The sequence below is a fragment of the Rheinheimera sp. SA_1 genome, from assembly GCF_001669775.1.
In the GTDB taxonomy this organism is placed as follows: Bacteria; Pseudomonadota; Gammaproteobacteria; order Enterobacterales; family Alteromonadaceae; genus Pararheinheimera.
In genome coordinates this window covers 451,954-475,583 of record NZ_LXWK01000016.1, presented here as the reverse complement: position 1 = coordinate 475,583, position 23,630 = coordinate 451,954, and the positions used below count along the sequence as shown (strand labels likewise).

The window sequence follows — 23,630 nt, the reverse complement described above, 5'->3', positions numbered from 1 at the left end:
TCGTGAGTACTTATTCGTGAGTACTTATTCGTGAGTACTACGATGACACCAGCTGCTGATCAAGCAAACGCAGCTGATTGAGCAGTGTGGTAAGTTCTGCCGGTTGCAACCCTTGCCACGGAAGTTCCAGTAACCCGGAAGTCATGCTGCCATCAAAGCTTTGGCTGCTATTGCCATAGGCGGTTTTGGTTTTGATGCCGAGTTTCAAACAGGTTTTGGCAAGTTTGGCCGGTGCGACCTTGGGTGATCGTACAATCAGTCTGGTCAGATAGCGGCCAGCCTGTAACTGTGGAAACTGCAACTGCTCTAAACCGGCCAGAGCATCTGCGGCAATTGTGGCTTGTTGTTGTAAGTGTTTGACACGACTTGGTAAAGTTTCAAACTGTTTCAGTGCAACCGCAGCATCCGGTGCTGCTATGGCATAACCATCGGCATAAGGTGTCGTTGAATTCCGGCTCAACTTTTTGCGCAGCAGCCGGGTCAGTCGCTGCACGTAATAGTCGATGGTACTGGCGATACCATCCTGCTGATAACTGGCCCAAAAATGCCACAATGGCCAAAGCCGGCTCCAGCCTGACGTTGGTTTTAACGGCACGTCGATGTCAATTTCGGCTGGAAACAACAGCACACCGCCTGAGCCTTGCACGCCACTGACAATGGTTTTCGCCTGAGCGAAACTAATCACTCCAAAATCACCAAAAGTTCCCAGTAATTTGCCGTTAGTTTCGATGCCGGCGACTTGTGCTGCATCGTCAATTAACAGCACCTGATGATTGCGGCACATGGTTTCGATGTCAGAAATAGCTGCAGCGACCCCGTACATATGTGGCAGGATCACCGCCAGTGGCTGACGCTCAAGCAAAGCCGACAGGGCCAGCGGACACATATTCAGCTCGTGATTGACGGCAACTGCCATCCCGGTAAAACCGGCCTCTTGAATGGCTTGCGGTACGCTGGTACAGATATACTCAGGGTAAAGTACCAGCTGGCGGGTGGGTTGCCGGTTCGCAGCATAACGCAAGGCGATACGAATACCGGCGCGGGCTGAATTGAGCAACAGCACCCGGCGCTGATATTGTTGTTCCAGCTGTTGTTGCAGTTGCGGCAATGCCTGTTGGCTAAACAAACCTTTGAAAAAGGCTGCAAGTTCGCCGTTGGACCATAGCGCTACTCTAAATTGGATCATGACAACTTTCTTTTCAGACGGCGCCACAGCGACATCAATCCTGGTGTTGGATCAGACCAACGCCAGACTGCCGCGACCCGTTGATAATCCAGGAAAAGCACATTGGAGCCACCATTGGCGAGTGCATTGGCATCGGCGATTTCATCATACCAGACGACTTTTTTGGAAAAAGTGTTTTGGGGGGCAGCCGCATGTACCAAGGGCTTGCCTGCCAGGCTATCCACCATCGCTGCCAGCACATTATTACCGGCCAAAGTGGCTATTTCATGTTGATAGTCCGTACGACCGACCGTTGGCTCAATCATATAAAAACCACCACGATGAGCATCGTATTTAAATTCCATGCCCATTTGGCCAATGTAACCAATGGCCTGACAAAATTTCACTGTTTTTTCAGTGAGTTCAGCGGCAGCTTCCGGCGCCGCGGTACAACTGGCGGTGCCTCCAACCTGCAACGGCCAGGAGCGTATTTTGCGACCGGTAAAGCTGCTGACCAGCTTGCCCTGTGCATCGAAATACGCCAGGCAGAAATATATGTCGCTGTCGGCGCCTTCCAGCCATTCCTGCACAATCATCTGCGGCATCACCGCGGCAATTGCAGGATACAGACTGGCGACTTCAGCCGCAGAGCCCACTTTATAGGCTTTTTTAAACCGTCGGCCATAAGCTTCATTTTGCTCTAACGGTTTGAAGACACAGGGATAATTGAGGTCTTCAATCAAAGCTAAATCGCCTAACTTCGTCAAAATCCGTCCCTGCGGAATTGCCGCTCCGACCTGATTCGCCAGTTGCTGAAAACCGGATTTTGACTGTAATGCCAGCAACATTGCCGGATCACAAAATACAAAATGATAAAAAGGTGCCAGACGCTCGCGGGCGGCGCTCACCTGAACCACGGTCTTTTCTTCGGTCAGTAGCAGCACCGGTTTGCCGCCGGAAACACGGGAAGCCAACTGCATTAATTCATCAACTACAGTGGGAGCTTTGGTGTCGGTTGAACGATGCTTCTGTCCCCAGCGACTGTGCCAGGCCGGGGCTTGTTCGCTGTCACAGAGCAAATGTAGATCACAATGGGGTAGTGAACGTAACACGCCTAACGCATTGGCACTACCGCCAACCACTACGACCGGAATTTTTGTGATCATGATTGTTGCTCCTTCAACCGGTTAAAAGGCCAGCGCTGTAATTTGTGTTTCGAAACGCCAAGCTCCTGCAATACTTCATAACAATCCCGCAGACCACTTTGACGGATATACACCAAAAACAGCAGATAACCCATTAAGCCGACAAAGGTTTTGCCCAGCAACAGCCATAACAGGTGGTCAAAGCCAAAATGTACCGAGGCATAGTGGAAACTCAGCACCAGCACTGCCATCCAGATACAGGCTTCAACCGGCGTTTGCAGTGCTTTCAGATAACGGCGCATTGAGAAATCGAGGTGAATTCTCGCGGCGTAAAACAAGTAAATGGACGATAAAGGGTAAGAAATGACCAAGCCAATAGCGACACCTACCAGACCACCATACACAGCGCCGAAATACACGCTGATCGGAATCACGACCGCACATAAAGAGGTATATCGCGCGGTGATATTGGCTTTGCCAATGGAGATAAACGCTTGGGTGATTAATGGATCTACGGATTTAAACAAGCCGAGAATACATAAAATCTGCAGTGGGAAAATCGCTTCCAGCCAATTTGGACCTAATAACACCGGCACCAGCTCGGAAGCCGTTAATGCCATGCCGGCCATCACCGGAAAGCCAATCAGCGCAATACCTGAAGTTAGTCGGCGCAAAGCGTTATCGAGCCGGGTTAAATCTTGCTGCATTTTTGAAAACAACGGCGAGGCAATCTGAATCACCATACTGGTAATGTGTGACGTTGGTAATGCTGCCAAAGTCGCTGCCATTGAATAGACCCCTAATTGTTGCGGGTTCAGCACTTTACCGATGATCAGGGTTTTAGCATTGTTGTAGAAATACCAGGTCAGGCGCGAGTAGGTGACAGTTGCACCGAATTTCATCAGATCGGTGGCGGCACCAATGTTGCCAAAGCGACTTGGCCGCCAGTTGCTGAAATACAAAATACAGATAGTTTTAAACAGCTGTGACGCCACAAAACCCCAGGCCAGCGCCCACACCTGATAGCCAAACCAGGCCAGTACCAGGGTAATAGCGCATTGCAGCAAGATCATCACAAATTCGATGCCGGCATAAATTTTAAAGCGCATTTCGCGGGCGATCAGTGCGTCAGGTACGGTGGCGATAGCACCAATAATAAAGGTCAACGCGATAAACCGCAGCACGTCAGTCAGCACTTCATGTTCGTAATAACTGGCGATGGCCGGACTGGCGAAATACAGGGCCAGATACAAGGCCGAGCTAATCAGCAGTGCCAAAGTAAAACAGCCATTTAACTGGGTTTGGTTAATATCAAGTCGCTGTTTGATGGCGCTGCCTAAACCAATTTCATTAAAAAAGCCGATAAAGCCGACAATCACCATCACGATGGCCATCAGGCCATAGTCTTCCGGCGTCAGCAACCTGGCGAGTAGCAGTGTATTGACAAAAGAAATCAGTTTTCCGGCGCCTTTTCCGACGCCGAGGTACATCAGACCTTGTAGTGTTTTGTTTTTAAGTTGGTCCACAATAATTCCAGATTATACCCGTCATCCTTGAAGATTCGGGGGTGTTGCCTTCGTTCATTCGCTGAAGCGTCAGTCCGACCCAGTCACATAGAACAGCTATGCTCCGGGCCGGGCTGGCGCTCCAGTCTCACTCTCTCGTCGCCTACCCGAATCTTCAATGATTTTGGGTATATTCTAAGAGCAGGCTTTGCATCAGCGAGGCTAATTGCACGGTGCGGGCACGACGGCTATAGCTGTTGGCGGTTGCTGTATCCAGTGGCTCCCTAAAGTGCCCGGCTAATAATGCACTGATGGCAGTCGCCAGTTCAGCGTCTTGCCAGACTCGCCAGCAATTAGGCAAGGTGCGACAGACATTGGCGGTCGCGCTGCCATCCGGACAAATTGCCAATAACGGTTTTTGGCTCTGAATGTAATCGTATAGTTTACCGGGAATTTGATACTTAAAAATCTCGTCCTGGATCAGCATATTGGCCGAACATTGTTGCATTTCGGCAACCGCCTGTTCAAAAGCAATGGCCGGCGCGAATTCGACTAAATCGGCAATATCGTGAGCCGCCAGCTCTTTGGCGTAGCGCTCCGGTTTAGCACTGCCACGAAAACGCAGCACAAAGTTTTGCTGATGTATCAAATGCTGTTGCTTCAGTTGCTGCAACACGCGAAAAATGCCGTTGATATCGCGGCCATTGCCGTACAAGGCACCACTATATAACAAGGTGATTTTATCCGGTACCGCAGCGGTAGCGACGGGCAGGGGAACAAAGCCATTTTCAATGACGCAGAATTTGTCGCTGGCTTGTTCCGGATAAATGCTGCGATATAACTGTGCAGCTTCATTGCTGGTGGTGCAGACCTTGCTGGCGCTTTGCACGATTTTGCGCTCAAGATAACGATTCACGGTATTAAAATGCTGATAAGCCGGATTGTAGTGGCATTGAATTGGATCCCGAAAGTCGGCAATCCACGGCAAGTTGTTGGTTTTAGATAGTTTTCGGCCAATCAGATGTGCGGTTAATACCGGATAGGTTGACCAGATACAGCCAATATCAAACTGCTGGATCAACTGCTGTCCTAATTTGGTCGCATGCAAGTACCAGGGCCAATAACGATCCGGTAACGCCAACCAGTCCGGTGAACGGCCGGCTATCGAAAACAGTCGGCTGGCATCATAAGCCTTGGCGCGGTATATCCGGCCAGCTAAAGCGGTTGGGATTTGCAGTTCGTGATCAAAACGCTGATAAATATCGCTGCTGGCGGTCAGCACTATTGGGTTCCAGCCTAGTTCCAGCAAATATTCAGCAAAACGATAAGGGCGTTGGACACCGGCACTCCGAGCCGGCGGCATTTCCAGAGCGATTAACAGCACATTTCGATTACCGGAAAATGGCGCAGGCGAAATGTTTGTCGGCTCCGGTTGCAACATGTCGTGCTGAGGTACTGCATCGGGGTGAAAGTCGCGCTGCATCAGCCGTTCACCCGCAATACCTGCCGTACAAGGGTCATAAAACCACAAAGTTCAGCTTCCAGTTCCAGAATATGTACGTCTTCGCCATCCAGAATGCGTGGAATTTGCAGTACGTCCATGCCATGAGCAAACAGTCCGGTTTTGGTGGTCGTGGCCGTTTTTACCTGATATTGCGCTAACCAAGGCAAATGTTTGGCATCGTATTCACCGCTTGGGTAGCAAAAATGGCTCAGCTTTGCCGGATCCTGAAATTGTGCCAACCACTGCCGGTTGTCTTCCAGTTCCCGACCAAATAATTCTGGCTGTAACGGGCTGCAATGGCGATGGGTATGCAGTTGTAAATCCACATGATGTTGTTGCAGAGCGCGCAATTCCTCAATATTGAGTAACCGAAACAGTTGTTGCCCGTTGTTTTGCAACTGTACACCAAGCTGATCAGCCAGTTGCTGCAGGATCTGGGCGCGGTCAGCGGGCTCTTCCAGTTGGTCGATCAGTGCACAAACCTGTTTCACCAATTCGGCAGACGGCAAACTGGCAATTGACCAGCTTGTTTCAACCGACAGTTGTGGGATAGTCAATTGCAAGGTGGTGCTATTGGTTTTCCACAACAGATACGACAGCGCGACATTGAGCACCGGAATTTGTTTGTCGGCATAATAACTGGTGACATACAGCATCAGCGGAAAATGGTGGTGCGCCAGTTCCGGTTGCACCAGCTCAAAAGTACCTGACCAGCCATCATCCATGGTTAAAACCACTTGCAATGGCTGCGGATTGGCTAATGCCTGTTGTAGTGAAACTACCTGATAGGGGCTATTCGCCAGATAATTCAGCCGCTCGCCAAAGGTCTGTTTGGTCATAAACAATTTTGGCCGGAACAAATGTTCATCGTTAAAAGAAAATCCGTGGTAACAAAGTACCCGCACCCGGTCGCGGAACCACCAGCGGCATAACGCAAAGATGCCAAGCACCCTCGCGACAGATAATAAACTTAACTTAATTTGTTTAGGCATGATCGTATCAGTTCCATCATAAAAGCTTTGGTGTTGAGCCAGGCCAGTTTGCGATCACCGGGATAATTCAAATCGGAATAAATGCCAGGGTGTAGAAAATACAGGAAAAAACCGAGCAGGCTTTTCAGCTTGGCCGGCGTCGCAACTTGTGGATCGCGTAGTTTTGACAACATATAACCAAAATCGGCCGGTAAGGCATGCCGGGCGCGAATAATCCGGGTTAGCCGAATTGCTTGTGCCGGTTTGGTTTTATTAAAAAAGTAATCAAGATGAATGGCCGGAAAATGCAAACCAGCCAGGATATCCAGATTCAGCGCTGCCCAGTATCTGGAATTGAGCTCGATAAAATCGAAGCTCTGAGTCGCCGCATCCCATTTGTATTCGACCATGGCCGGACCATTCCAACCCAGTGCACGCATTCGCAGCACGGCGTCGTCATACATCGGCTGATGCCACCAGCTTTGGCGCAGCGCCGTTAAGCCACCGGTATGTGGGTTTTCATGACTGGCAACCGCCATTGATTCGGCCAGAATATGGCCATCCTGCATCACCAGATTCACCGTTGCTTTTACGCCATGACTGCAATCCTGCAGCAGAACTTTGTCAAAATCGGCCAGTGCGGCGACGACTTTTTGCCGCGCAGCATCCCAATCGCGGGCTTTTGCCACCAAGGCTGTATCACCTTGTTTACTGTAAAATCCGTCCCCTTTGACAAAAAATGGCGCTGTCCAGTTGCTGGTATCCAGTTCGTCGAGTTGGGCAGCTTCGGTGATAATGGCGGTTTGTGAGATATGCTGCTTTAGGCGCTCATCTGCGCTTTTCATAAATAAATCAAAAACATAAACTTTTGATAAACAGCCGTACACCAGTTGTTCGTCCTGAGGAATCGGCATCAGCGGCGCAAATTCGGCAAAATGATGTTTAATTGCCAGCAAAAAACCTTCACTTGGGATAATGGCCGCAATTTGATAGGTGCGGATAGTTGCGCGAAGCCATGGCAAATAATCCGCACTATCATAAGCCGGACATTGGTGACCCTTGGTGGCAAAAGATGATAGGCAGCCCAAAGCATCGGCTTTGACCGATGCAGCGTGTACCTGATAACCGTGTTGGCCCAACGAGCGCACGACCGCTATCGCGCCCATTGAATCAGCTTGAGGCACCAGTACCGCTTGCTTCCATGCTGTAGCAGACATATTCATCATCAACACTCACTTAGTGCCGGTTCAGCTGACATGCTGACGAACCCGGCTTTTGAAAAATTTAAAATGGTAGCGCTCGGCTAAGGTATTAATCGCCAGGCGCAAACAAAATTTACCCGGACTACGATCCCAGGGGGTAAAACGTTTTAACTTATACACACAATCGGTTTCCGGTTGCGCCACGCCCCATTCGGTAGAAAAAGCGGCTTTAAACCCCAAATCACGAACGATAGCCACATGATCGTCAGTAAAATCCTGTTGGTATTTACCATTGGGGTAGGCAAAAAACTCAATCGGGCTGTCGATGATTTGTTCCAGTAACAGTTTGCTGTCCGATATTTCCTGCTGCGCTGTTGCCAATGTTTCCAACGCCAGAATAGGGTGGTGCACGGTATGGGCGCCAATGGTCATGCCGTTTTGATGCATGATGCTGACTTGCTCGCGGGTTAAAAACTGATGCAGATGCGCCGGACAATTACACTGCGCCAGAATGTCGTTAATCATCAACTGGCGTTGTTGCAGGGTTTGATATTTGGTGAGTTCAGTAATGGCAGCAATACTGGCACGACGCTGGGCAGTGGTGCCTATCAAAAAGGTGCTTTGTTGCAATTGCAGCCGCATCAGATCTTGTGGCGCATGACAGATGGCATAGGAAATCTGATTCTCCCACAAATAACCTTGCTCGAGGCCGGCGGTGCTGATGAAAAAAGTGGCAGTCAGCTGATGTTTTTTCAAAAGTGGGTACACATAAGCAAAACAATCATAAAAACCATCATCAATGGTAATCACGACCGCATTGCGCGGCAGTTGCTTCGCTTGCGCCAGCGCAAAGGCCTCTGGCAGCGGCAGTACTTTAAAATGCCGTTTTAACCAAATCAGCTGCTGCTCAAATAATTCTGGCGTTAAGGCCTGCTCTGACGACAAATCAGCGTTAGGCATCACCCGGTGGTAATTCAGTACCGAGAAGCTTTTAGTGCCGGCAAACAAATTCAGCACCTTAATTCCGAGATTAAGTAACGGGGTAAAAATCATCCTGAGCCTTCCCTTGCAAACTGCGAGTTCGCGTTTGATGCCAGCGCTTGTTGGGCTGTCACCTCGCGTTTAATTATATTACTCATTACATGGCTGATTGCGAATAACGCAAATAACAAATCAAAATAGGCCAGACTGACCGCGGCACCGGCAACCACATAAGCCACCAGTGAAACCCGGATCATGGAGCTGAGTTTTACCATCGATGGGCTGACCGGGTTTGTTTTTAGCATCTTGGCGGTTTGTTTCGCCTGACTGAAAGCGAGGTAAATAATCAGTAAAAATAAGAACAAACCCATAAAACCATGATCACCAAGCACTTGGAAGTAAATACTGTGGGCGGCTTTGGCGCCATCAAAATAGACGGTTGAGGTATCAAATAACCAATTTAGATTGTGCTGTGGATCGTATTGAAACCAAATAGCATTCATCTGACCGGCTTTAAATCCGCCGCCGGTTATATTGTCCATCGCCATCAAAATGGCTTGTTTCCATGCCATGATCCGACCCAAAAATGACATATCCTGGTCGGCGTTTTCGATGGTCGACATCCGCTCGTGCCAGCTGGCCGGCATATATTCCAGACCCACATAAGCAATCAGCGGCACCACCAGCAGGTAGATTAATTTGTGTTTACTATGGAACCAGAAATATCCGGCAACGATGGTGATACCGATAAAACCGCCACGGGAGCCTGAACCCAGTACACAAACTACCGCCATGATCAGAACCAAAATTAATCCGGCTTTCAGTACTTTATGCCGGGTGACACTGAGCAAATAAACCACCAGTGGGATCATCACGATAATACCGACCGCTAAGTCGTTGCGATCTCCCAGCACATGGCTTGGCATACCGGCAAGAACGTGGCCACCGCCGGAACTGATGTATTTCAGGCCTTCGACGACCGAATAGAAACCAAGTGAAAACACCACCGCCCAAATCATGGTGTTGATATGCGTTTCAGTGCGCAAAATGGCAACTGCAAAAAAGTACAATAAGCAGATTTTGAAGAACTCGACCCATTCAGTCCAGACTACTTCCGGAATTGAAATGGTAAACAGGCTGGTAAAAAAGGTCCAGACTAAAAAACAAACCACCGCCCAGCTCAGGCTATCCCACTGATTTTTCTGCTTTTCTTTCATTACCAAATAGGAAATGATCGCAGCGCCAACAATAATCAGATTATAACGAATACCACTGGCGAAACCGTAGACCCAAGCCTTTGGAAAAAACAATGCCACCCACAGCCACATCGAAATACCGATAAATGGCTTTTTAAAGCAAAAATACAAAATCATCGGAAAAATCAGCAGAAAAAACACATCACGCATCGCGCTTCTCCTGCTCGTCTGCTTTTGCGCGCTCCGCATCATCCTGTTTGGCGGCGAAATGGCAAAGTGCCACCACGGCGATTAAATCCAGAGCAAACAAAATACTTTCCATCAGCGGGTCACCTTGCTGATCACATAACGATATTTACCGGAAGCTTCGGCCGCGATCTCGTCGCGAAGCTCGAACTGGATTTGTACTTGCTGGCCAAGGCGGGCCTTTAAACCCTGTTCAATGGTTGCCAACAACGGCGTGCTGTCGACGCCTTGATCCAGCACCAGCTGCACCGAGGTTAACAATAGTGATTCCTGCACAATTTTAAAATTGCTGATACCAGCAAGCTCCCGGATCACATAAATCAGCGCCAAACCATGCATCATGGTGCCATCGGCGGCAATTACAAAATCGGTGCTGCGACCTTCAATCTGCTCAAGTACTGGTAATCCACGGCCACAAGGACAGGGCTGGCCTGACTTGGTTGCGATATCACCGGTGCGATAACGGATAAACGGGAAATCGCTGGTTGCAAGATGGGTGACGACGATTTCGCCGCTTTGCCCGTCAGGTACACAATTGCCATCGTTATCGATGATTTCAACAATAATATCTTCTGCCGAAATATGCATATTGCCAGATGGGCATTGATGCGCAATAAAGCCGGCATCGCGGCCGCCATAACCGTTGGCCACCGGCGCGTTAAATACCTGTTCAATCAGCTCACGCTGGTAGGGATATAACCGCTCTGAAGTCACGAACACCACTTTGAGGCCAAGCTTGGTTAGGTCGATCTGATGTTGTTGCGCCGTTTTTGCAATCAGATGAAACACCGATGGATAACCAAATAACATCGCTGGCTTGGTGGTTTGAATTTGCTCGATAAATTTAAGTAAGGTCGTTTCAGTCAGGTCAAAAGCCGGAATGAGGGTCGAGCGGAACAACCGGTCGCGCCAGATTTTGATTTTATCTTGTTTATTCAGTTCAATCGGCGAGCCCCAGGCGACAATTTCTTTGTCACCAATATCAACACCCCACCAACGGGTAGCACGCCATTTTTCTGCGACGTCGTGGCTGATCCGCTCATTACCCAGTAAAAAGGTCAGCGGTGTACCACTGGAACCGCCTGTGGTAAAGGGGCGGACGATGCCAGCATGGGCATGCTTTAATTCGGCAAAATGACCACGAATAGCGGTTTTGTCTAAAAACGGCAGTTTGGCTAAATCGGCGGTGGTTTGAATGTCCGAAGCCGACAACCGCAGTTCGTGCATCAATCGCTGATAGTAGGGCACGTTCTGGCAAACATCACGGATAAACCCTTGCAACCTTAATTGCTGCGCCTGCAGAATTTGCGCCTGGCTCAACCACTGCGATTGTTCCAGCTGCTGTTTAATCTGCACAGTGCGGTGTTTTTTCAACAGCTCATGCAGCGGAAATAAACAACCGGCAACAAAACTAGTGTAAAGACGATCGAGCATCGGCTTAAGCATTGCTTTTCCCTCCTGGCAGCAGTTGCAAATACTGTTGTTGCAGCAGCGCCCAGACCCGTGGCCAACTAAACCGGGCGACATTGGCAAGCCCAGCCTGTGAGAGTTCGCTGGCAAATTCCGGCTGTTGTAACAGTTTCAGCATTTGCGCGGCCATTTGCTCCGGTTGCTGTGGCTCGACCAACAACGCATCAATACCATCGGTTACCAACTGCGGTATACCACCACTGTTGGTTGATACAATTGGCACTGCGCTCGCCATCGCTTCGATCAGTGAATTTGGGGTATTGTCGACCAGACTGCCGTTCAGCATCACATCCGCACTCTGATACAAAGCGGCCATTTGTGGCGGGGTTAACCGACCGCAAAATTCGACCTGATTTAAATTGAGCTCAAACACCAGGTTTTGCAGCGCGGAAAGTTCCGGTCCGGTGCCTGCGATAGTCAGGCGGGCTTGTGGCACTTGTTGCTGCACTTGGGCAAAAGCACGGATCACGGTCGCCACGTCATAAATCTGTTCCAGATTTCGCGTCACAATAAAATGCGGTGCATCCGGACGCAGCTGTTTATTCACTTGTGGCACAAATAAGCTGGTATCCAGCACATTTGGTACTATGACTGCTTCCATACCATAACGATTAAACACTTGTTGTAAGAAGGTGGAAGGCACCACAATCACTGCACATTTACGTAGTGCCCAGCTGACTTTAGTCCAGGATTTGGCAAAAAAACTGTCGGCGTAGCCACCCCGGTAATTCAGCACGACCGGGATATTGCGCTGCCGGGCAATCAGAATTGCCGGTACCGCGAATAAATGCCAGGACCAGCCGGAGTTCGCCATAATATGCAGCAGCTGCATTTCCGGTGTCAGTTCACGGCGTAGGGTTGCAAAGTAACTCAGCAGTCGAAAGACCGCGCGCAGCACCGGAATACCACCAACCCAGTCCGGTTGATAAGGCGCATTGGTCTGAATAATGCGTACGGTAATACCTTCGCTTTGCAGCAATTCTGCCAGTTTTTCTGTTTGATTGGCCATACCACCGGCTGGCGGCGGTAAGGGGCCGGCAATACAGAGTTGGCGCAACATCAGCGGTTTCCTGCCAATAACTGGTTATAAAGTGGTAAATAATGACTGACACTGACCCGCCAGTTGCGCACCTGCTCGACAAAATTGCGGCCCTGCACAATCACTTGTGGCCACTCTGCGCTTTGCTGCGTCAAGCGGATAATGGTATCGCTGAACGCCTGGACGTTATCAGCCGGAAACAAAAAGCCATTTTCACCATCACGAATCAGTTCTTTATGGCCACCGACGTCAGACGCCAATACCAGCTTGCCTTGCGCCATAGCTTCAAGTGGTTTTAGTGGTGTGACTAAGTCTGTTAAGCGCATCGATTTACGTGGGTAAATCAGTAGGTCAACCAGACTGTAATAGCGGTCAACAGCACCATGCGGCACCCGGCCAGTGAAAATCACATAATCGGACAGACCAAGCTCTTTGGTGAGGTGTTCTAAATGCTGTTGCTGTGGGCCACCGCCCACCAGCAACAACCGCACATTCGGCTGCGCAGCAATCACCGCCGGTAAGGCTCGGATCGCCAAATCTAAACCTTCGTAGGCGTAAAAAGAGCCCAGAAAACCTAGCACTAAACAATCTTGTAAGCCTAATAACTGTTCAAGTTCGCGGTCGCGACCAGCCGAGATTTGGAATTGTTCGATATTGACCGCGTTTGGGATCACGGTGAATTTGTCGGCGGCAAAACCACGACCGACTAAATCCAGCCGCAAGCCTTCACAAATGGTGGTTACGGCCGAAGCACGTTTTACCACATAGTTTTCCATTTGCCGGGTTAGTTGATAGCGTAAATCACCTTCTTTACAGGTACCGTGATCGACCGCCGCATCTTCCCAGAAGGCTCGGATTTCATAGACCACTGGCAAGCCACAAATTTTGGCAGCGCGAAGGGCGGCCAATCCATTTAATGCCGGGGAGTGTGCATGCAATACATCGGGTTTTTCAATGGCGACCGCTTGCAAAATGCGTTCGGTGAGCGGCTGAATAAGAGCCAGCTGGTTTAAGCCCGGAACTTTGGTCATCCAACCTTGTGGCTGGGCCGAGCGATAAAACTTGAGGCCGTCAACCAGCTCTTCGCCTGCATCAGCGTTGCCATGTTTTGGACTGGTGACATGGCAGGTTTCAATGCCCAGTGCACGTTGTTGCTGCAAAATCGCTCTGCTGCGAAAAGTGTATCCGCTGTGCAGTGGAATTGAATGATCAAGAATATGTAAAACCTTCACTAAGCCTGTCCTTTAAGCCGCCTGGCTTAGAAAATTTTCAAACATTAACAAAGTCCAGAGTGCGGTACTGTGGTCGCTCTGGCCAGACTGATGCTCTTTCAGCCAGCGTGCGATGGTTTGCATATTAAACAAGCCACTTTTTTGCATCAGCTCGCTTTGCAACCGGGTATTGACCTGCTGCTTTAACTCGCCACGGAACCATTCAGCCAACGGTACGCGGAAACCCATTTTCGGCCGGTATAAAATATCGCTTGGCAGGTAAGGTTCCATTGCTTTTTTCAGCACGTATTTACCTTCACCGGCGCGAAGTTTTTGCGAAGTTGGCACCTTGGCACACCATTCGACAAATTTATGGTCCAAAAACGGCACCCGCACTTCCAGGCTGTTGGCCATACTGGCGCGGTCGACTTTGGTTAAGATATCGCCGACCAGGTAAGTTTTCAAATCAATATATTGCAACAAGGCTAATGGCTCATCACCATCAAATTCTGCTTCGTATCGGCGAAACAGTTCCAGGCTGTTGTAACCGCCTAGCTGTAGTTTAAAATCATCCGAAAACAGCGCATCCCGCTGATGTTGTTTCAGCAAAGAAATGCCATGCAGGTAGCCTTCAACTAAATCCATCGCCAGCGATTGAAAAGTAGTTTTAGCCCGCAGCACCCGAGGCGCCCAGTCCAGTTTTGGATAAAGCTTGCCAAGCGGCTTAAACACTGTTTGGCGTAACCAGGCCGGAACACGGTCACGGACTTGCTGTTCGGCCATCAGCAATTTATAACGACGATAACCACCCAACAGCTCGTCGGCGCCATCGCCCGACATACAAACCGTTACTTTGCTCCGCGCCAGTTCACAAACCCGGTAGGTGGCGAGCGCTGAACTGTCGGCATAAGGCTCATCATAAAAATGTGCCAGTTTTGGGATCAGCTCATAGTCGTCAGCTTTAACGATGCGGCTATCGTGCTGCGTGTGATAACGATCCGCCACTTGCTGGGCATAGGCCGTTTCATCATAAGCTGCGACATCAAAGCCAATGGAACAGGTTTTTACCGGTTGATCAGACATGCCGGCAATCAAGGCCACCACGGCGCTCGAATCAACACCGCCCGACAAAAACGAACCCAGCGGCACTTCGGTCACCAAATGGCTGGCGATGGCGCTATTGAGCTCACTCACTAACTGCTGCTGAAATTGCTCATCGGTAAGTGTTAACTGCTGTTTAAAGCTCAGGCGCCAGTAGGTGGCAAGTTGCAATGCCGGTGACTTCACAGAAAGCACCAGTGTTTGTGCCGGCGGTAATTTGGCCACCGAATGGAAAATGGTATCCGGCTCAGCGATGTAACCCAGTGTAAAATATTGCTCAATCGCTTTGGGCGACATGGTTTTATCCAAACCTGGCAATAGTTTTAAGCTTTTAAGTTCAGAGGCAAAATAAAAGGTGTCGCCGATGGTGGTATAAAACAGCGGTTTGATACCAAGCCGATCCCGCGCCAGAAACAGTCGTTGCTCCTGTGCGTCCCACAGCGCATAAGCGAACATGCCTTGCAGTCGTTCGACACAAGCGTCACCCCATTGCATATGACCGCGTAAAATAACTTCGGTATCGCAACGGGTGTGAAAATGATGGCCAAGCGCTTGTAGTTCTTCGCGCAGGGCAGGGAAATTGTAGATTTCACCATTAAAAATCAATACAAAGCGGCCGGACTCGTCTTTCATCGGCTGTTGGCCGGCGGCTAAATCGATGATCGATAACCGGCGATGACCTAAGCCGATTCGCTCATCAATAAACTGATCACCTTCGTCCGGGCCACGGTGGAACTGCGCCTGATTCATCGCCGCCAGTAATTGCTGATCCACCGGTTGACCTGCTGTTAACCGGAACATGCCGACTATTCCACACATACTTGTTCCCTAAAAGTTGTTTCTTAAAAGCAGAGTTGCGTTCTACAGGCGAACTGCCCGATACAGACTTAAATATTGTGCCACCATCGCAGGTTCGCTGAATTTTTCACAGACCCGCAGCCGGCAAAGCTGACCTTGGCTGGCGGCAAGTTCAGGTTGTTCCAGATAGAGCTGCATGGCATTGGCGAGTGCAGCCGGTGATTTGGCTGCGACCAAAGTGCCATGATTGGCCTGAATCAGCTCCGGGATACCGCCAACCGCTGTGGCCACAATCGGCAAGCTACAAGCCATGGCTTCAAGAATCGTCATCGGGATGCCTTCGGACAGGGATGACATCACAAAAACCTGACTTTGTTGCATCAAAGCGGCAATATCCTGACGTTCGCCCAGAAATTCGATGTGCTCGCCAATGCCTGAATCCATCGCTTGCTGCTGCAATGTCTGACGAAGTGGTCCATCGCCAACCAACAACAACCGGCACGGCAAGGTCGATTGCTGCCGTAATAACACAAATGCGGCTATTAATGTTGCCTGATCTTTAATCGGGGCTAATCTCGCCACATGAATAAAGTTAAAGCCAGCACTTTTTGCAGCAGTCGGATTAAAATTGTCGGTATTGATGCCGTTGTAAATCAGCTGCACTTTGCTTTTTGGTAAACGAACTTGCTGCAATAACCACTGGTTTAAATCGTCACTGACGGCAATATAACGCTGCACAAAAGGGCTGATGAGCCGCCGCAACCACTGATATTTTTTGTTGTTACCTTTTGGATCAGATACATCGCGGCCATGTTCAGCGTGAAAATGGCCACGCACTCCGGCCAACCAGCTGACAGGGTGGTACTCAAGTGTTGCGAGGTTATAACTGTGCAAAATCGCTGGGCGTAAATCGCGTAATAATCGCCATAATTTCAGATGCACAGATAAATCAGCACCAGGTTTTTTCCCCAGGCAATACACCGGCACATCAGCTGGCAGCTGATTGGCAAAACTGGTGGCGTGAGTCAGGCTGACAACTGCATGCCGAAACCCCTGATTGGCCATGCCGCGAATGCAGTTGAGCATCACCCGCTCCAGGCCACCGGTGTCCAGGCAGTAAATTAAATGCACCACCAAGGGTGGTTGTTTTGCTGCAGTTGAACTCACGACGATGGGCTACTTTGCGGTTGCATCTGTAATACCAACTGTTCGAGCTTGGCTAAATCCAGCTGTTCAATGCTGACCGGAACCGAAATCGCCCGCACGCCGGATACCGATGAGTCGCCTTGCAACAGGCTGAATACCTGATACAACTTGGCCCATTTGGTATCAACCGTTTGCCGTTGACCAATCTGATACCAGAACAAAATACTGCGATACTGACCGAGGTGATTTTTCAGCTCGATTAAGCGATACGGTTTTTGTGCAAAGTGAATGTCGCGCTGTTTCAGCACCGTCCATTGTTTCGAGGAATACAGCCAGTTGGCCCAGGTAATCATTTCACCTTGTTGCTGTTTATGGCCGTAATCGGCGCTAAACACTTGCCACTTCTCGGCGTTCTCGCCCTGGTTTCGGGTTAGCCCATCGCGAAAGCTGACCTGCCAATCTGATTTATCCAATGCGGTAAAACCTGCAGGTAATACCGCAGCAGCCGGCGTTGCCGGTGCTATGGTCAGTTGAACTTGTTGGCTCAGGATAAAGGTCAGTGCGAGCAAACCAAAAAAACCGGCCAACGGCAGTAAATTCATCGGTGTAGCTGTGGTATCCGCATTCTCTGGTTTTGCAGCTGGCTCGGCATCGGCAAACCGACCGCCCAGCCAAAACATCACAAACATCACCACGCCAAAAAACAACCAGCCGTAAATATAGTGATCAGCGCCAAAACCGTATTCCATATTGGATACTTCCGCTATCCAAATCAGGAAGAAAGCCCGAAAGCCATTGGCCAGAACAGAAAATGCCAATAATGACAGCATAAATAACAGGTGTTTGTACCATTTCCGGTAAGTCAGATAACAAAACAAGGTTCCTATTGCTACGGACGCGATTAAAAACCGCAGGCCAGAACAGGCAACCGCAACTTCAAACTGGCCAATGGGCGTTGCCAGATACAAACCTTCGCGAAAGACCGGCACACCGGCCCATTGCAACATCGCTACACTTAAACTGGCAGTAATGTCTTGTAGCGGCGGGTTTAGCGCTTCGCCAAAAGGCACCATAAAAATCAGGTAAAACAGCGGAAACAGCAGTTGTTTTGACAAGGCAAAACCGAGCAAGGTGGCGAGGCCAAGCTGCAGCAGGATCACGGCACTAAAGTGAGATAACGCATTGGTATCTGAGGCGAAACCAACCAGCCATACCAGCAGCACCGGCAACATCAGCAGCAATGGCCAGGCATTGGGTTTCGGGTTAAAGTCGATGCGTTGACGCTGGTCGTAACATAACCACAACGCAATCAATGGGATCAGATAACAGTGCATGTAGGTGTCGGAGCCGCGCCATACCTGTTCCATATTTTGCAGCGTTGGCCAGAACACCACAGCCCAGCCCGCAACCAGCAACAGCAACCATGCGCTAAATTTAATCTGCTGCTGTTGCATCAGTTCCTCCGCATCCACTGTTTCAGTGGTTCCAGCGTGGCTGCCCAGGTAAAGTTTTCGATAATCCACTGCCGGGCGCCGATAGTTGCAACCGGTTCTGCCAGCACGTCCAGGCAATGTCCGGTAAATTCGGCGGCGGCGTCTGTTTGGCATAACCAAGCAGATTGTGGGGCATTAATGCCTTCCATTGCCATCGCCGTTGCGACCACAACTTTATTCATTGCCATTGCTTCCAGCACTTTATTCTGGATGCCACGCGCGATCCGCAGCGGAGCGACTACGAGCAGCGCATGTTGAATATAGGGGCGAACGTCTTCAACCCGGCCTGTCACTACAATACCAGCTAGTTTCGCTAACTCTTTCACTTCTGCCGATGGATTGCCGCCAACAATCATAAAATGCAGCTGCGGGTGTTGTTGCAAAATACCTGGCCAGACTTGCTCGGCAAACCAGCGCACGGCGTCAACATTGGCCCAATAATCCATGGCGCCGGTAAACACAATATAAGGCTTATCCAGTTCAAATTCGGCAGCCGCAGCAGGTAATGCCGGATCAAAAAACTGCACATCAACGCCATTCAATAGCGGCTGAATTTTTGGTGTCAGCGCTGCTGGCATTAAGGTGCGGAACAATGCGGCTTCATCGGGCGACACGAACAAGCTATGGTCAAATCGCTCACAATACTGTTGTTCCACTTTTTGCAGCAGCTGATGTTCGCGTTGATAAACCCAGCGCATCAGTCCACCATGATTGTCAGCATATTGCCGCCATTTGTCGGAATCAACATCAACAAAATCAATCACCCGGTGTAGCTTGCTGTACTGTGGTTTATCGACAAACTGTGCCATTGATGAGGAGAACACGACCACAGTTTCAATCTGGTAGTTTTCCAGTGTGTGGTCAACCCAACGTTGCAATTGCACATCGGAATAATAGGGAATAGTGATCGGCTGCCCGGTCAGAAAGGCGGTTAAGCCTTTCAGTTTGGCGCGCCATTTTTTTTGTGGCCGGCATTTATATTCAACACACCACTGTGCCAGTTTATCGACATATTGATAATCAAAATCGTCATCGACAAAACAACCTAGATGCACTTCATACTGCTCAGACAATGCCTTGAGCAGGTTAAATGAGCGGATTTTATCGCCTTTATTCGGCGGATAAGGGATGCGGTGGCACAGATACAAAATTTTTGACTTTGCCATAATTTAACCCAGAAAGTGCGCTAGTTTCGGACCCAGCCAACGACTGATAGCTAGTGGAAGCTTCTGCCACATTTTTATAAATAGCTGATACTTAGGGTTATTCGGGCTCAAGTTAGACAGTTGTTCAGCTTTGATCAACTTAAATTGGTAATGCAACAGCTGGTTTTGCATGCCCCAATGTTTCTTATAGCTGTAGGCGCCGGAATCCAGTTTACTGCGGCCAAAATCAAAGAAATGACATTCTTTATTGGCTTTGGCGTGGCACATCAGCTGATAGTACATGAAGTCGTTACTTTTCAGCTCACGCGCAATCGGCTTGCCGCCGCCGTAATAGGGCAGTACCTGACCTTGATAATAAAAATTAAACACTGACGAAACCGCAGTACCTTGCTGACGAATGGTCAGAATTTCGGTGTCAGCCGGGAAGGCTTGTTGCAGCGCATCAATCAGTTTTTTCGAAAACACCGGCGTGCCGAGATTACGTAAACTCTCGGAGTAAATCTGATAAAAATCGGCGTTATCGGTTTCGATGTGGGTGGTTAAATCGCTTTGCTGCGCGCGGCGGATCAAAGCGCGTTGATTTTTTTTGATCGCAGCAAGAATTGCGGCGTCGTCAGCGGCGAGTTCACAGCCAAAAGTTGCATGCTGGCTGCGGGTGATCCAGTCGTTGTCCTGCGCGTCTTTATAGCGCAGTTCGACATGATCAACACCGAGCTCAGTGCCGATTTCAATGGCTTTTTGCTCCAATGCCCGCCGCACGGCTGGTTCGCCTAAAGCACCACCGTAAACACAAAAGGGGGTTGAAACCAGCGCATTGCCGAATAAACGGCTGTTAACCCAAGCCAGCGGTAAAACACCGACGATCTGCTGATTTTCAGTGGCATACAAATAATAAGTTGGGTGATTCAGGGCTTTATTCAGCACTCGCTGCCAGCCCGCCAAATGGAAAAATGAACCATCGGCTTGCGCACGGACGAACTGATCCCAGGCCTGTTGTTGCGGATCATCCAAGGCTAAGGTTGCAATTTGATACATCTAAATCCCTTAGTTGTGTTTGCTTTTTATACCCTTCATCCTTGAAGATTCGTCGGTGTTGGCTGCTTTCTCTCACCCTAATCGCATAGTTCACTATGCTCATAGGGATTCGCTCAATTGCCGCCTACCCGAATCTGCAATGATTTTGGTTAATTTATAAGTTTTTTAGTGTCTGCTGATACACCTGGCCGAGACTACCCCAATTAAACTGGGTCAAAAGCCGGTCCAGTTTGTGCTCCATTTTGTCCAGATTAACATAGTGCCGGAATTTAGATTTCTGACCGGCACCTTCGACACGAGGCTGCTCCGGATCTACTTCCCAAGGATGGAAGTAAAACATGTAGGGCATGCGGTCTTCGCTCAGAAATTTACTGATTAACTTACTGCTAAGCCAATAAGGCATCAACCGGAAGTAACCGCCACCGGCGATCGGTAACTGGCGGCCTAACATGGTCAAGGTTGGCATTGGGATTTCCCAGATACCTTCCGGACGCATATAAGGTTGTTGCGGCCAGTCCGGTACACCGTATAAATCGTGTTTAATCGGGTAGGTGCTGGAACTGTAAACATGACCAATGTCTTTGAGAATTTCAAAGGCCCATTCACTTTGTTTATTAATCGAAAAACTCGGTGCACGATAGCCAATCACGGCTTCGCCGGTCAGTTGTTCCAGGATGTCTTTGGCTTTTACCACATCATCCCTAAACTCGGCCTGAGTTTGCTGATGAACCCGGGTGTGTGAAAAACCATGGCTAGCCACTTCATGACCGCGGCGCTGCACTTCTTTCACCAGATCAGGAAAACGTTCGGCAACCCAACCCAGAAAGAAAAATGTGGCTTTGGCATTGTTACGGTCAAACTGGTCTAATAATACCCGGGTATTCCGATCAACCCTTGGTGTCATATGCTGCCAGTCGGCCGGCGTAATTTGTTGCTCAAAAGCTGCGACGTGGAAGTAATCTTCAACGTCAACTGTTAGAGCATTAAGTTTGTTTATCGACAACGTCATCTGAATTAGCGGCCTTTACCAAACAAAACAATTTCAACGGTTCTGATCAGAATGACCAAATCCAGCAGGAGAGTGCGGTGTTTGATGTAATACAGATCAAACTTCAACTTTTCCTGCGCATCTTCAGTGGTAGAGCCATAAGGGTATTTCAGCTGTGCCCAACCAGTTAAACCTGGTTTCACGTTATGACGCTGATTGTAATATGGAATTTCTTTAACCAACTTCTCAACAAACTCTGGACGTTCTGGTCTTGGGCCGACAAAACCCATGTCACCCATAATGATGTTGAACAGCTGTGGTAATTCGTCGATGCGGTACTTACGGATGAAGCCGCCAATTTTGGTTACACGATCATCATTAACCGATGCCCATTTCGCACCGTTTTTCTCGGCATCAGGGCGCATGCTGCGAAACTTCAGGATCGGGAAGGGTTTACCATCAATGCCAATCCGGATTTGCTTGTAAAAGACCGATGTGCCGGTACGACGACCATCATCTAAATAAATGGCGAGCGCGGTGATCAGCATCAAAGGCCACAACAGGCAAAGTACCACAATTGCTAATAGAGCATTCAGACGGTGGTCAAGACTGGTTTTGAAACGATGATTCATTTCAAATCCGTTGGAATAAATAACCCAGCTTGGGTAAATCAGGTTCACCGCAATCTGGCCGGTTTCCTGTTCAATAAAGTCGAGAATTTCGATAACATCGACACCACGCGTTTTACATTTAAACAAATGCTCAACCGGCAGCATATTTCGACGCTCATCACAAGCGATGACCAGCTGTTCAATATCATTCTCAACAGCGTATTCATACAAATCAGTTTTGTAATCAAAATGTATTGTTTTTGATTCTGGGATGTGACCAAGCTGATCGCCATCAATAAAAACAAAACCATGAACTTCAAAGTTTCTTTTGTCTACATTCCGACGCATCCGACGTTCAATAATAGAAGCGCGTTCACCAGAACCTAAAATTAAAACTTTACGCCGACTGATTTTAGTGACGTCGTGGTAGTGAAATAACATCCGGAACGCCGTCAGAGTTAGCATCGACAAAAACGCTGCAATTAAGCTGTAGCTAAGACCGAGATGCAAAGAGGGGACAATGCTGAAAATGACCAGTTCTAATAAAATACCGGACAATAACAAGGTGATAACAACCCGTTTCAGCACACCGCCGGTGTCTTCTCGCAATTTTTGGTCGTATAGACCAACGGATAATGCGCATAACATAACGCAACCAGTAAACAGCACAGCATTAATCGCGGCCATTTCCTGATCAACAGGTTGGTATAAAGAATAAAGATAGGAAGCTGCAAAACTCGAGACGAGCAGTAATAACGTCTCCCCGAGTAAGAACAACTTGTCAGCCAGTGTATTTTTTCCGAATCGAACAGCCTTATTCATTGATACTTCTTCCTGGAAATGCAACAACTATTTCAGTTTTCAACTTTGCCTACTTGACTAAGTTATTGTCGTGGAGAAGTATACGCTTGAGAAAATAAAACTGAAATTAATTTTTTATGTCTGTCGCCCAATAACGGTAAAATTCGGTTATATTACAAACGCATCAGCAATAAGGACGCAAGATATGAATGCAAAGTCAGGCCAATTTACAATTCTCGCCATCGCCGCAGCACTTACTCTGCAAGCGTGTAGCACCAGTCAGTTGCCACCAGCAACAGTTCAAAACTCTTTAACAACAGCAGTTACCGATTATAAGTACTTGATCGGTCCGAATGATACTGTGACTATTTTTGTCTGGCGTAACCCGGAATTATCAGGCTCATTTATCGTACGTCCGGATGGTCAAATTACGACATCTTTGGTTGAAGACATTCCGGTAGCTGGTAAAACACCAACACAGTTAGCCCGCGAAATGGAAAAAATCCTGGCGAAGTTTATTCGTGATCCGGTAGTGACTGTTTCAGTCAACGGTTTTGTAGGTCCATTCAGCGAACAGGTTCGGGTGATTGGCGCTGCGTCAAAACCTCAGGCCTATCCGTACCGTCAATATATGACTTTGCTTGATCTGATGATCGCTTCCGGCGGTTTGACAGAATTTGCCAGTGGCAACAGCGCGAAGTTAGTCCGCACAAAAAATGGAAAACAAGTGAGTTATGAAATCAAATTGGATGATTTGATTCGTGAAGGTGATATTTCCGCCAATGTCGATATGTTGCCCGGTGATATCGTAATTATTCCGGAAGCCTGGTTCTGATTGTTGTAGTGTCTGGAGTGG

At 48.9% G+C, this 23,630-nt stretch carries 19 protein-coding genes; 1 reads left to right on the top strand and 18 read right to left on the bottom strand.

The window, feature by feature from the left end:
- Positions 1 to 37: 37 nt before the first annotated feature.
- The 18 genes from A5320_RS14105 to A5320_RS14020 form a co-directional block, all read right to left on the bottom strand.
- A complete protein-coding gene (locus A5320_RS14105; protein WP_068065933.1) occupies positions 38 to 1,186 on the bottom strand; it encodes a DegT/DnrJ/EryC1/StrS family aminotransferase in 1,149 nt (382 codons plus the stop codon).
- Positions 1,183 to 2,331, bottom strand: a complete 1,149-nt coding sequence (locus A5320_RS14100; protein WP_068065930.1) for a carboxylate--amine ligase — start codon at positions 2,329 to 2,331, stop codon at positions 1,183 to 1,185. Before A5320_RS14100 ends, A5320_RS14105 begins: the two co-directional genes overlap by 4 nt.
- Complete coding sequence (locus tag A5320_RS14095; protein WP_068065929.1) at positions 2,328 to 3,836, bottom strand: lipopolysaccharide biosynthesis protein; 1,509 nt, start codon at positions 3,834 to 3,836, stop codon at positions 2,328 to 2,330. The genes A5320_RS14100 and A5320_RS14095 overlap by 4 nt, the downstream gene beginning before the upstream one ends.
- A gap of 154 nt (positions 3,837 to 3,990) precedes the next feature.
- Entirely contained in the window at positions 3,991 to 5,346 is a 1,356-nt protein-coding gene (locus A5320_RS14090) for a glycosyltransferase (RefSeq protein WP_157605857.1), read from the bottom strand.
- A complete protein-coding gene (locus A5320_RS14085; protein WP_068065924.1) occupies positions 5,298 to 6,311 on the bottom strand; it encodes a polysaccharide deacetylase family protein in 1,014 nt (337 codons plus the stop codon). The genes A5320_RS14090 and A5320_RS14085 overlap by 49 nt, the downstream gene beginning before the upstream one ends.
- Positions 6,290 to 7,516: a hypothetical protein gene (locus A5320_RS14080; RefSeq protein ID WP_157605854.1), complete on the bottom strand. Its 1,227-nt coding sequence runs from the start codon at positions 7,514 to 7,516 to the stop codon at positions 6,290 to 6,292. Before A5320_RS14080 ends, A5320_RS14085 begins: the two co-directional genes overlap by 22 nt.
- Positions 7,517 to 7,537: 21 nt before the next feature.
- Positions 7,538 to 8,545, bottom strand: a complete 1,008-nt coding sequence (locus A5320_RS14075) for a polysaccharide deacetylase family protein (RefSeq protein ID WP_082971777.1) — start codon at positions 8,543 to 8,545, stop codon at positions 7,538 to 7,540.
- Complete coding sequence (locus A5320_RS14070; protein WP_068065918.1) at positions 8,542 to 9,879, bottom strand: putative O-glycosylation ligase, exosortase A system-associated; 1,338 nt, start codon at positions 9,877 to 9,879, stop codon at positions 8,542 to 8,544. Before A5320_RS14070 ends, A5320_RS14075 begins: the two co-directional genes overlap by 4 nt.
- 111 nt (positions 9,880 to 9,990) lie before the next feature.
- Positions 9,991 to 11,361: a phenylacetate--CoA ligase family protein gene (locus tag A5320_RS14065; protein ID WP_068065915.1), complete on the bottom strand. Its 1,371-nt coding sequence runs from the start codon at positions 11,359 to 11,361 to the stop codon at positions 9,991 to 9,993.
- Positions 11,354 to 12,445, bottom strand: a complete 1,092-nt coding sequence (locus A5320_RS14060; protein ID WP_068065912.1) for a glycosyltransferase family 4 protein — start codon at positions 12,443 to 12,445, stop codon at positions 11,354 to 11,356. Before A5320_RS14060 ends, A5320_RS14065 begins: the two co-directional genes overlap by 8 nt.
- Complete coding sequence (locus A5320_RS14055) at positions 12,445 to 13,656, bottom strand: TIGR04063 family PEP-CTERM/XrtA system glycosyltransferase (RefSeq protein WP_068065911.1); 1,212 nt, start codon at positions 13,654 to 13,656, stop codon at positions 12,445 to 12,447. The genes A5320_RS14060 and A5320_RS14055 overlap by 1 nt, the downstream gene beginning before the upstream one ends.
- Before the next feature lie 12 nt (positions 13,657 to 13,668).
- The gene (locus A5320_RS14050) at positions 13,669 to 15,555 is read right to left on the bottom strand and encodes an XrtA/PEP-CTERM system amidotransferase (protein ID WP_068065908.1); all 1,887 of its coding nucleotides are present in this window, start codon (positions 15,553 to 15,555) and stop codon (positions 13,669 to 13,671) included.
- Between the two features lie 42 nt (positions 15,556 to 15,597).
- Positions 15,598 to 16,701 carry a TIGR03088 family PEP-CTERM/XrtA system glycosyltransferase gene (locus tag A5320_RS14045; protein WP_197490120.1) on the bottom strand — a complete coding sequence of 368 codons (1,104 nt, stop codon included), beginning with the start codon at positions 16,699 to 16,701 and terminating at the stop codon, positions 15,598 to 15,600.
- Positions 16,698 to 18,134: an exosortase A gene (gene xrtA, locus A5320_RS14040; protein ID WP_068065903.1), complete on the bottom strand. Its 1,437-nt coding sequence runs from the start codon at positions 18,132 to 18,134 to the stop codon at positions 16,698 to 16,700. Before xrtA ends, A5320_RS14045 begins: the two co-directional genes overlap by 4 nt.
- Complete coding sequence (locus A5320_RS14035) at positions 18,134 to 19,339, bottom strand: TIGR03087 family PEP-CTERM/XrtA system glycosyltransferase (protein WP_068065900.1); 1,206 nt, start codon at positions 19,337 to 19,339, stop codon at positions 18,134 to 18,136. The genes xrtA and A5320_RS14035 overlap by 1 nt, the downstream gene beginning before the upstream one ends.
- 3 nt (positions 19,340 to 19,342) lie before the next feature.
- Complete coding sequence (locus tag A5320_RS14030; RefSeq protein ID WP_068065899.1) at positions 19,343 to 20,374, bottom strand: FemAB family XrtA/PEP-CTERM system-associated protein; 1,032 nt, start codon at positions 20,372 to 20,374, stop codon at positions 19,343 to 19,345.
- 154 nt (positions 20,375 to 20,528) lie between these two features.
- Positions 20,529 to 21,383, bottom strand: a complete 855-nt coding sequence (locus tag A5320_RS14025) for an XrtA system polysaccharide deacetylase (RefSeq protein WP_197490119.1) — start codon at positions 21,381 to 21,383, stop codon at positions 20,529 to 20,531.
- A gap of 5 nt (positions 21,384 to 21,388) precedes the next feature.
- A complete protein-coding gene (locus tag A5320_RS14020; protein WP_068065896.1) occupies positions 21,389 to 22,795 on the bottom strand; it encodes a TIGR03013 family XrtA/PEP-CTERM system glycosyltransferase in 1,407 nt (468 codons plus the stop codon).
- Positions 22,796 to 22,979: 184 nt separating this feature from the next.
- Between A5320_RS14020 and A5320_RS14015 the strand changes: the two genes are divergently transcribed.
- Positions 22,980 to 23,609, top strand: coding sequence for an XrtA/PEP-CTERM system exopolysaccharide export protein (locus tag A5320_RS14015; protein WP_068065893.1), 630 nt, complete (start codon positions 22,980 to 22,982; stop codon positions 23,607 to 23,609).
- Positions 23,610 to 23,630 lie beyond the last annotated feature (21 nt).

Coding starts and splice junctions, on each gene's coding strand:
- A5320_RS14035 (WP_068065900.1), bottom strand. CDS start 19,339: ATGGCAAAGTCAAAAATTTTGTATCTGTGCCACCGCATCCCTTATCCG.
- A5320_RS14105 (WP_068065933.1), bottom strand. CDS start 1,186: ATGATCCAATTTAGAGTAGCGCTATGGTCCAACGGCGAACTTGCAGCC.
- A5320_RS14085 (WP_068065924.1), bottom strand. CDS start 6,311: ATGCCTAAACAAATTAAGTTAAGTTTATTATCTGTCGCGAGGGTGCTT.
- A5320_RS14025 (WP_197490119.1), bottom strand. CDS start 21,383: ATGACGTTGTCGATAAACAAACTTAATGCTCTAACAGTTGACGTTGAA.
- A5320_RS14020 (WP_068065896.1), bottom strand. CDS start 22,795: ATGAATAAGGCTGTTCGATTCGGAAAAAATACACTGGCTGACAAGTTG.
- xrtA (WP_068065903.1), bottom strand. CDS start 18,134: ATGCAACAGCAGCAGATTAAATTTAGCGCATGGTTGCTGTTGCTGGTT.
- A5320_RS14070 (WP_068065918.1), bottom strand. CDS start 9,879: ATGCGTGATGTGTTTTTTCTGCTGATTTTTCCGATGATTTTGTATTTT.
- A5320_RS14100 (WP_068065930.1), bottom strand. CDS start 2,331: ATGATCACAAAAATTCCGGTCGTAGTGGTTGGCGGTAGTGCCAATGCG.
- A5320_RS14015 (WP_068065893.1), top strand. CDS start 22,980: ATGAATGCAAAGTCAGGCCAATTTACAATTCTCGCCATCGCCGCAGCA.
- A5320_RS14060 (WP_068065912.1), bottom strand. CDS start 12,445: ATGTTGCGCCAACTCTGTATTGCCGGCCCCTTACCGCCGCCAGCCGGT.
- A5320_RS14075 (WP_082971777.1), bottom strand. CDS start 8,545: ATGATTTTTACCCCGTTACTTAATCTCGGAATTAAGGTGCTGAATTTG.
- A5320_RS14065 (WP_068065915.1), bottom strand. CDS start 11,361: ATGCTTAAGCCGATGCTCGATCGTCTTTACACTAGTTTTGTTGCCGGT.
- A5320_RS14030 (WP_068065899.1), bottom strand. CDS start 20,374: ATGTATCAAATTGCAACCTTAGCCTTGGATGATCCGCAACAACAGGCC.
- A5320_RS14080 (WP_157605854.1), bottom strand. CDS start 7,516: ATGATGAATATGTCTGCTACAGCATGGAAGCAAGCGGTACTGGTGCCT.
- A5320_RS14050 (WP_068065908.1), bottom strand. CDS start 15,555: ATGTGTGGAATAGTCGGCATGTTCCGGTTAACAGCAGGTCAACCGGTG.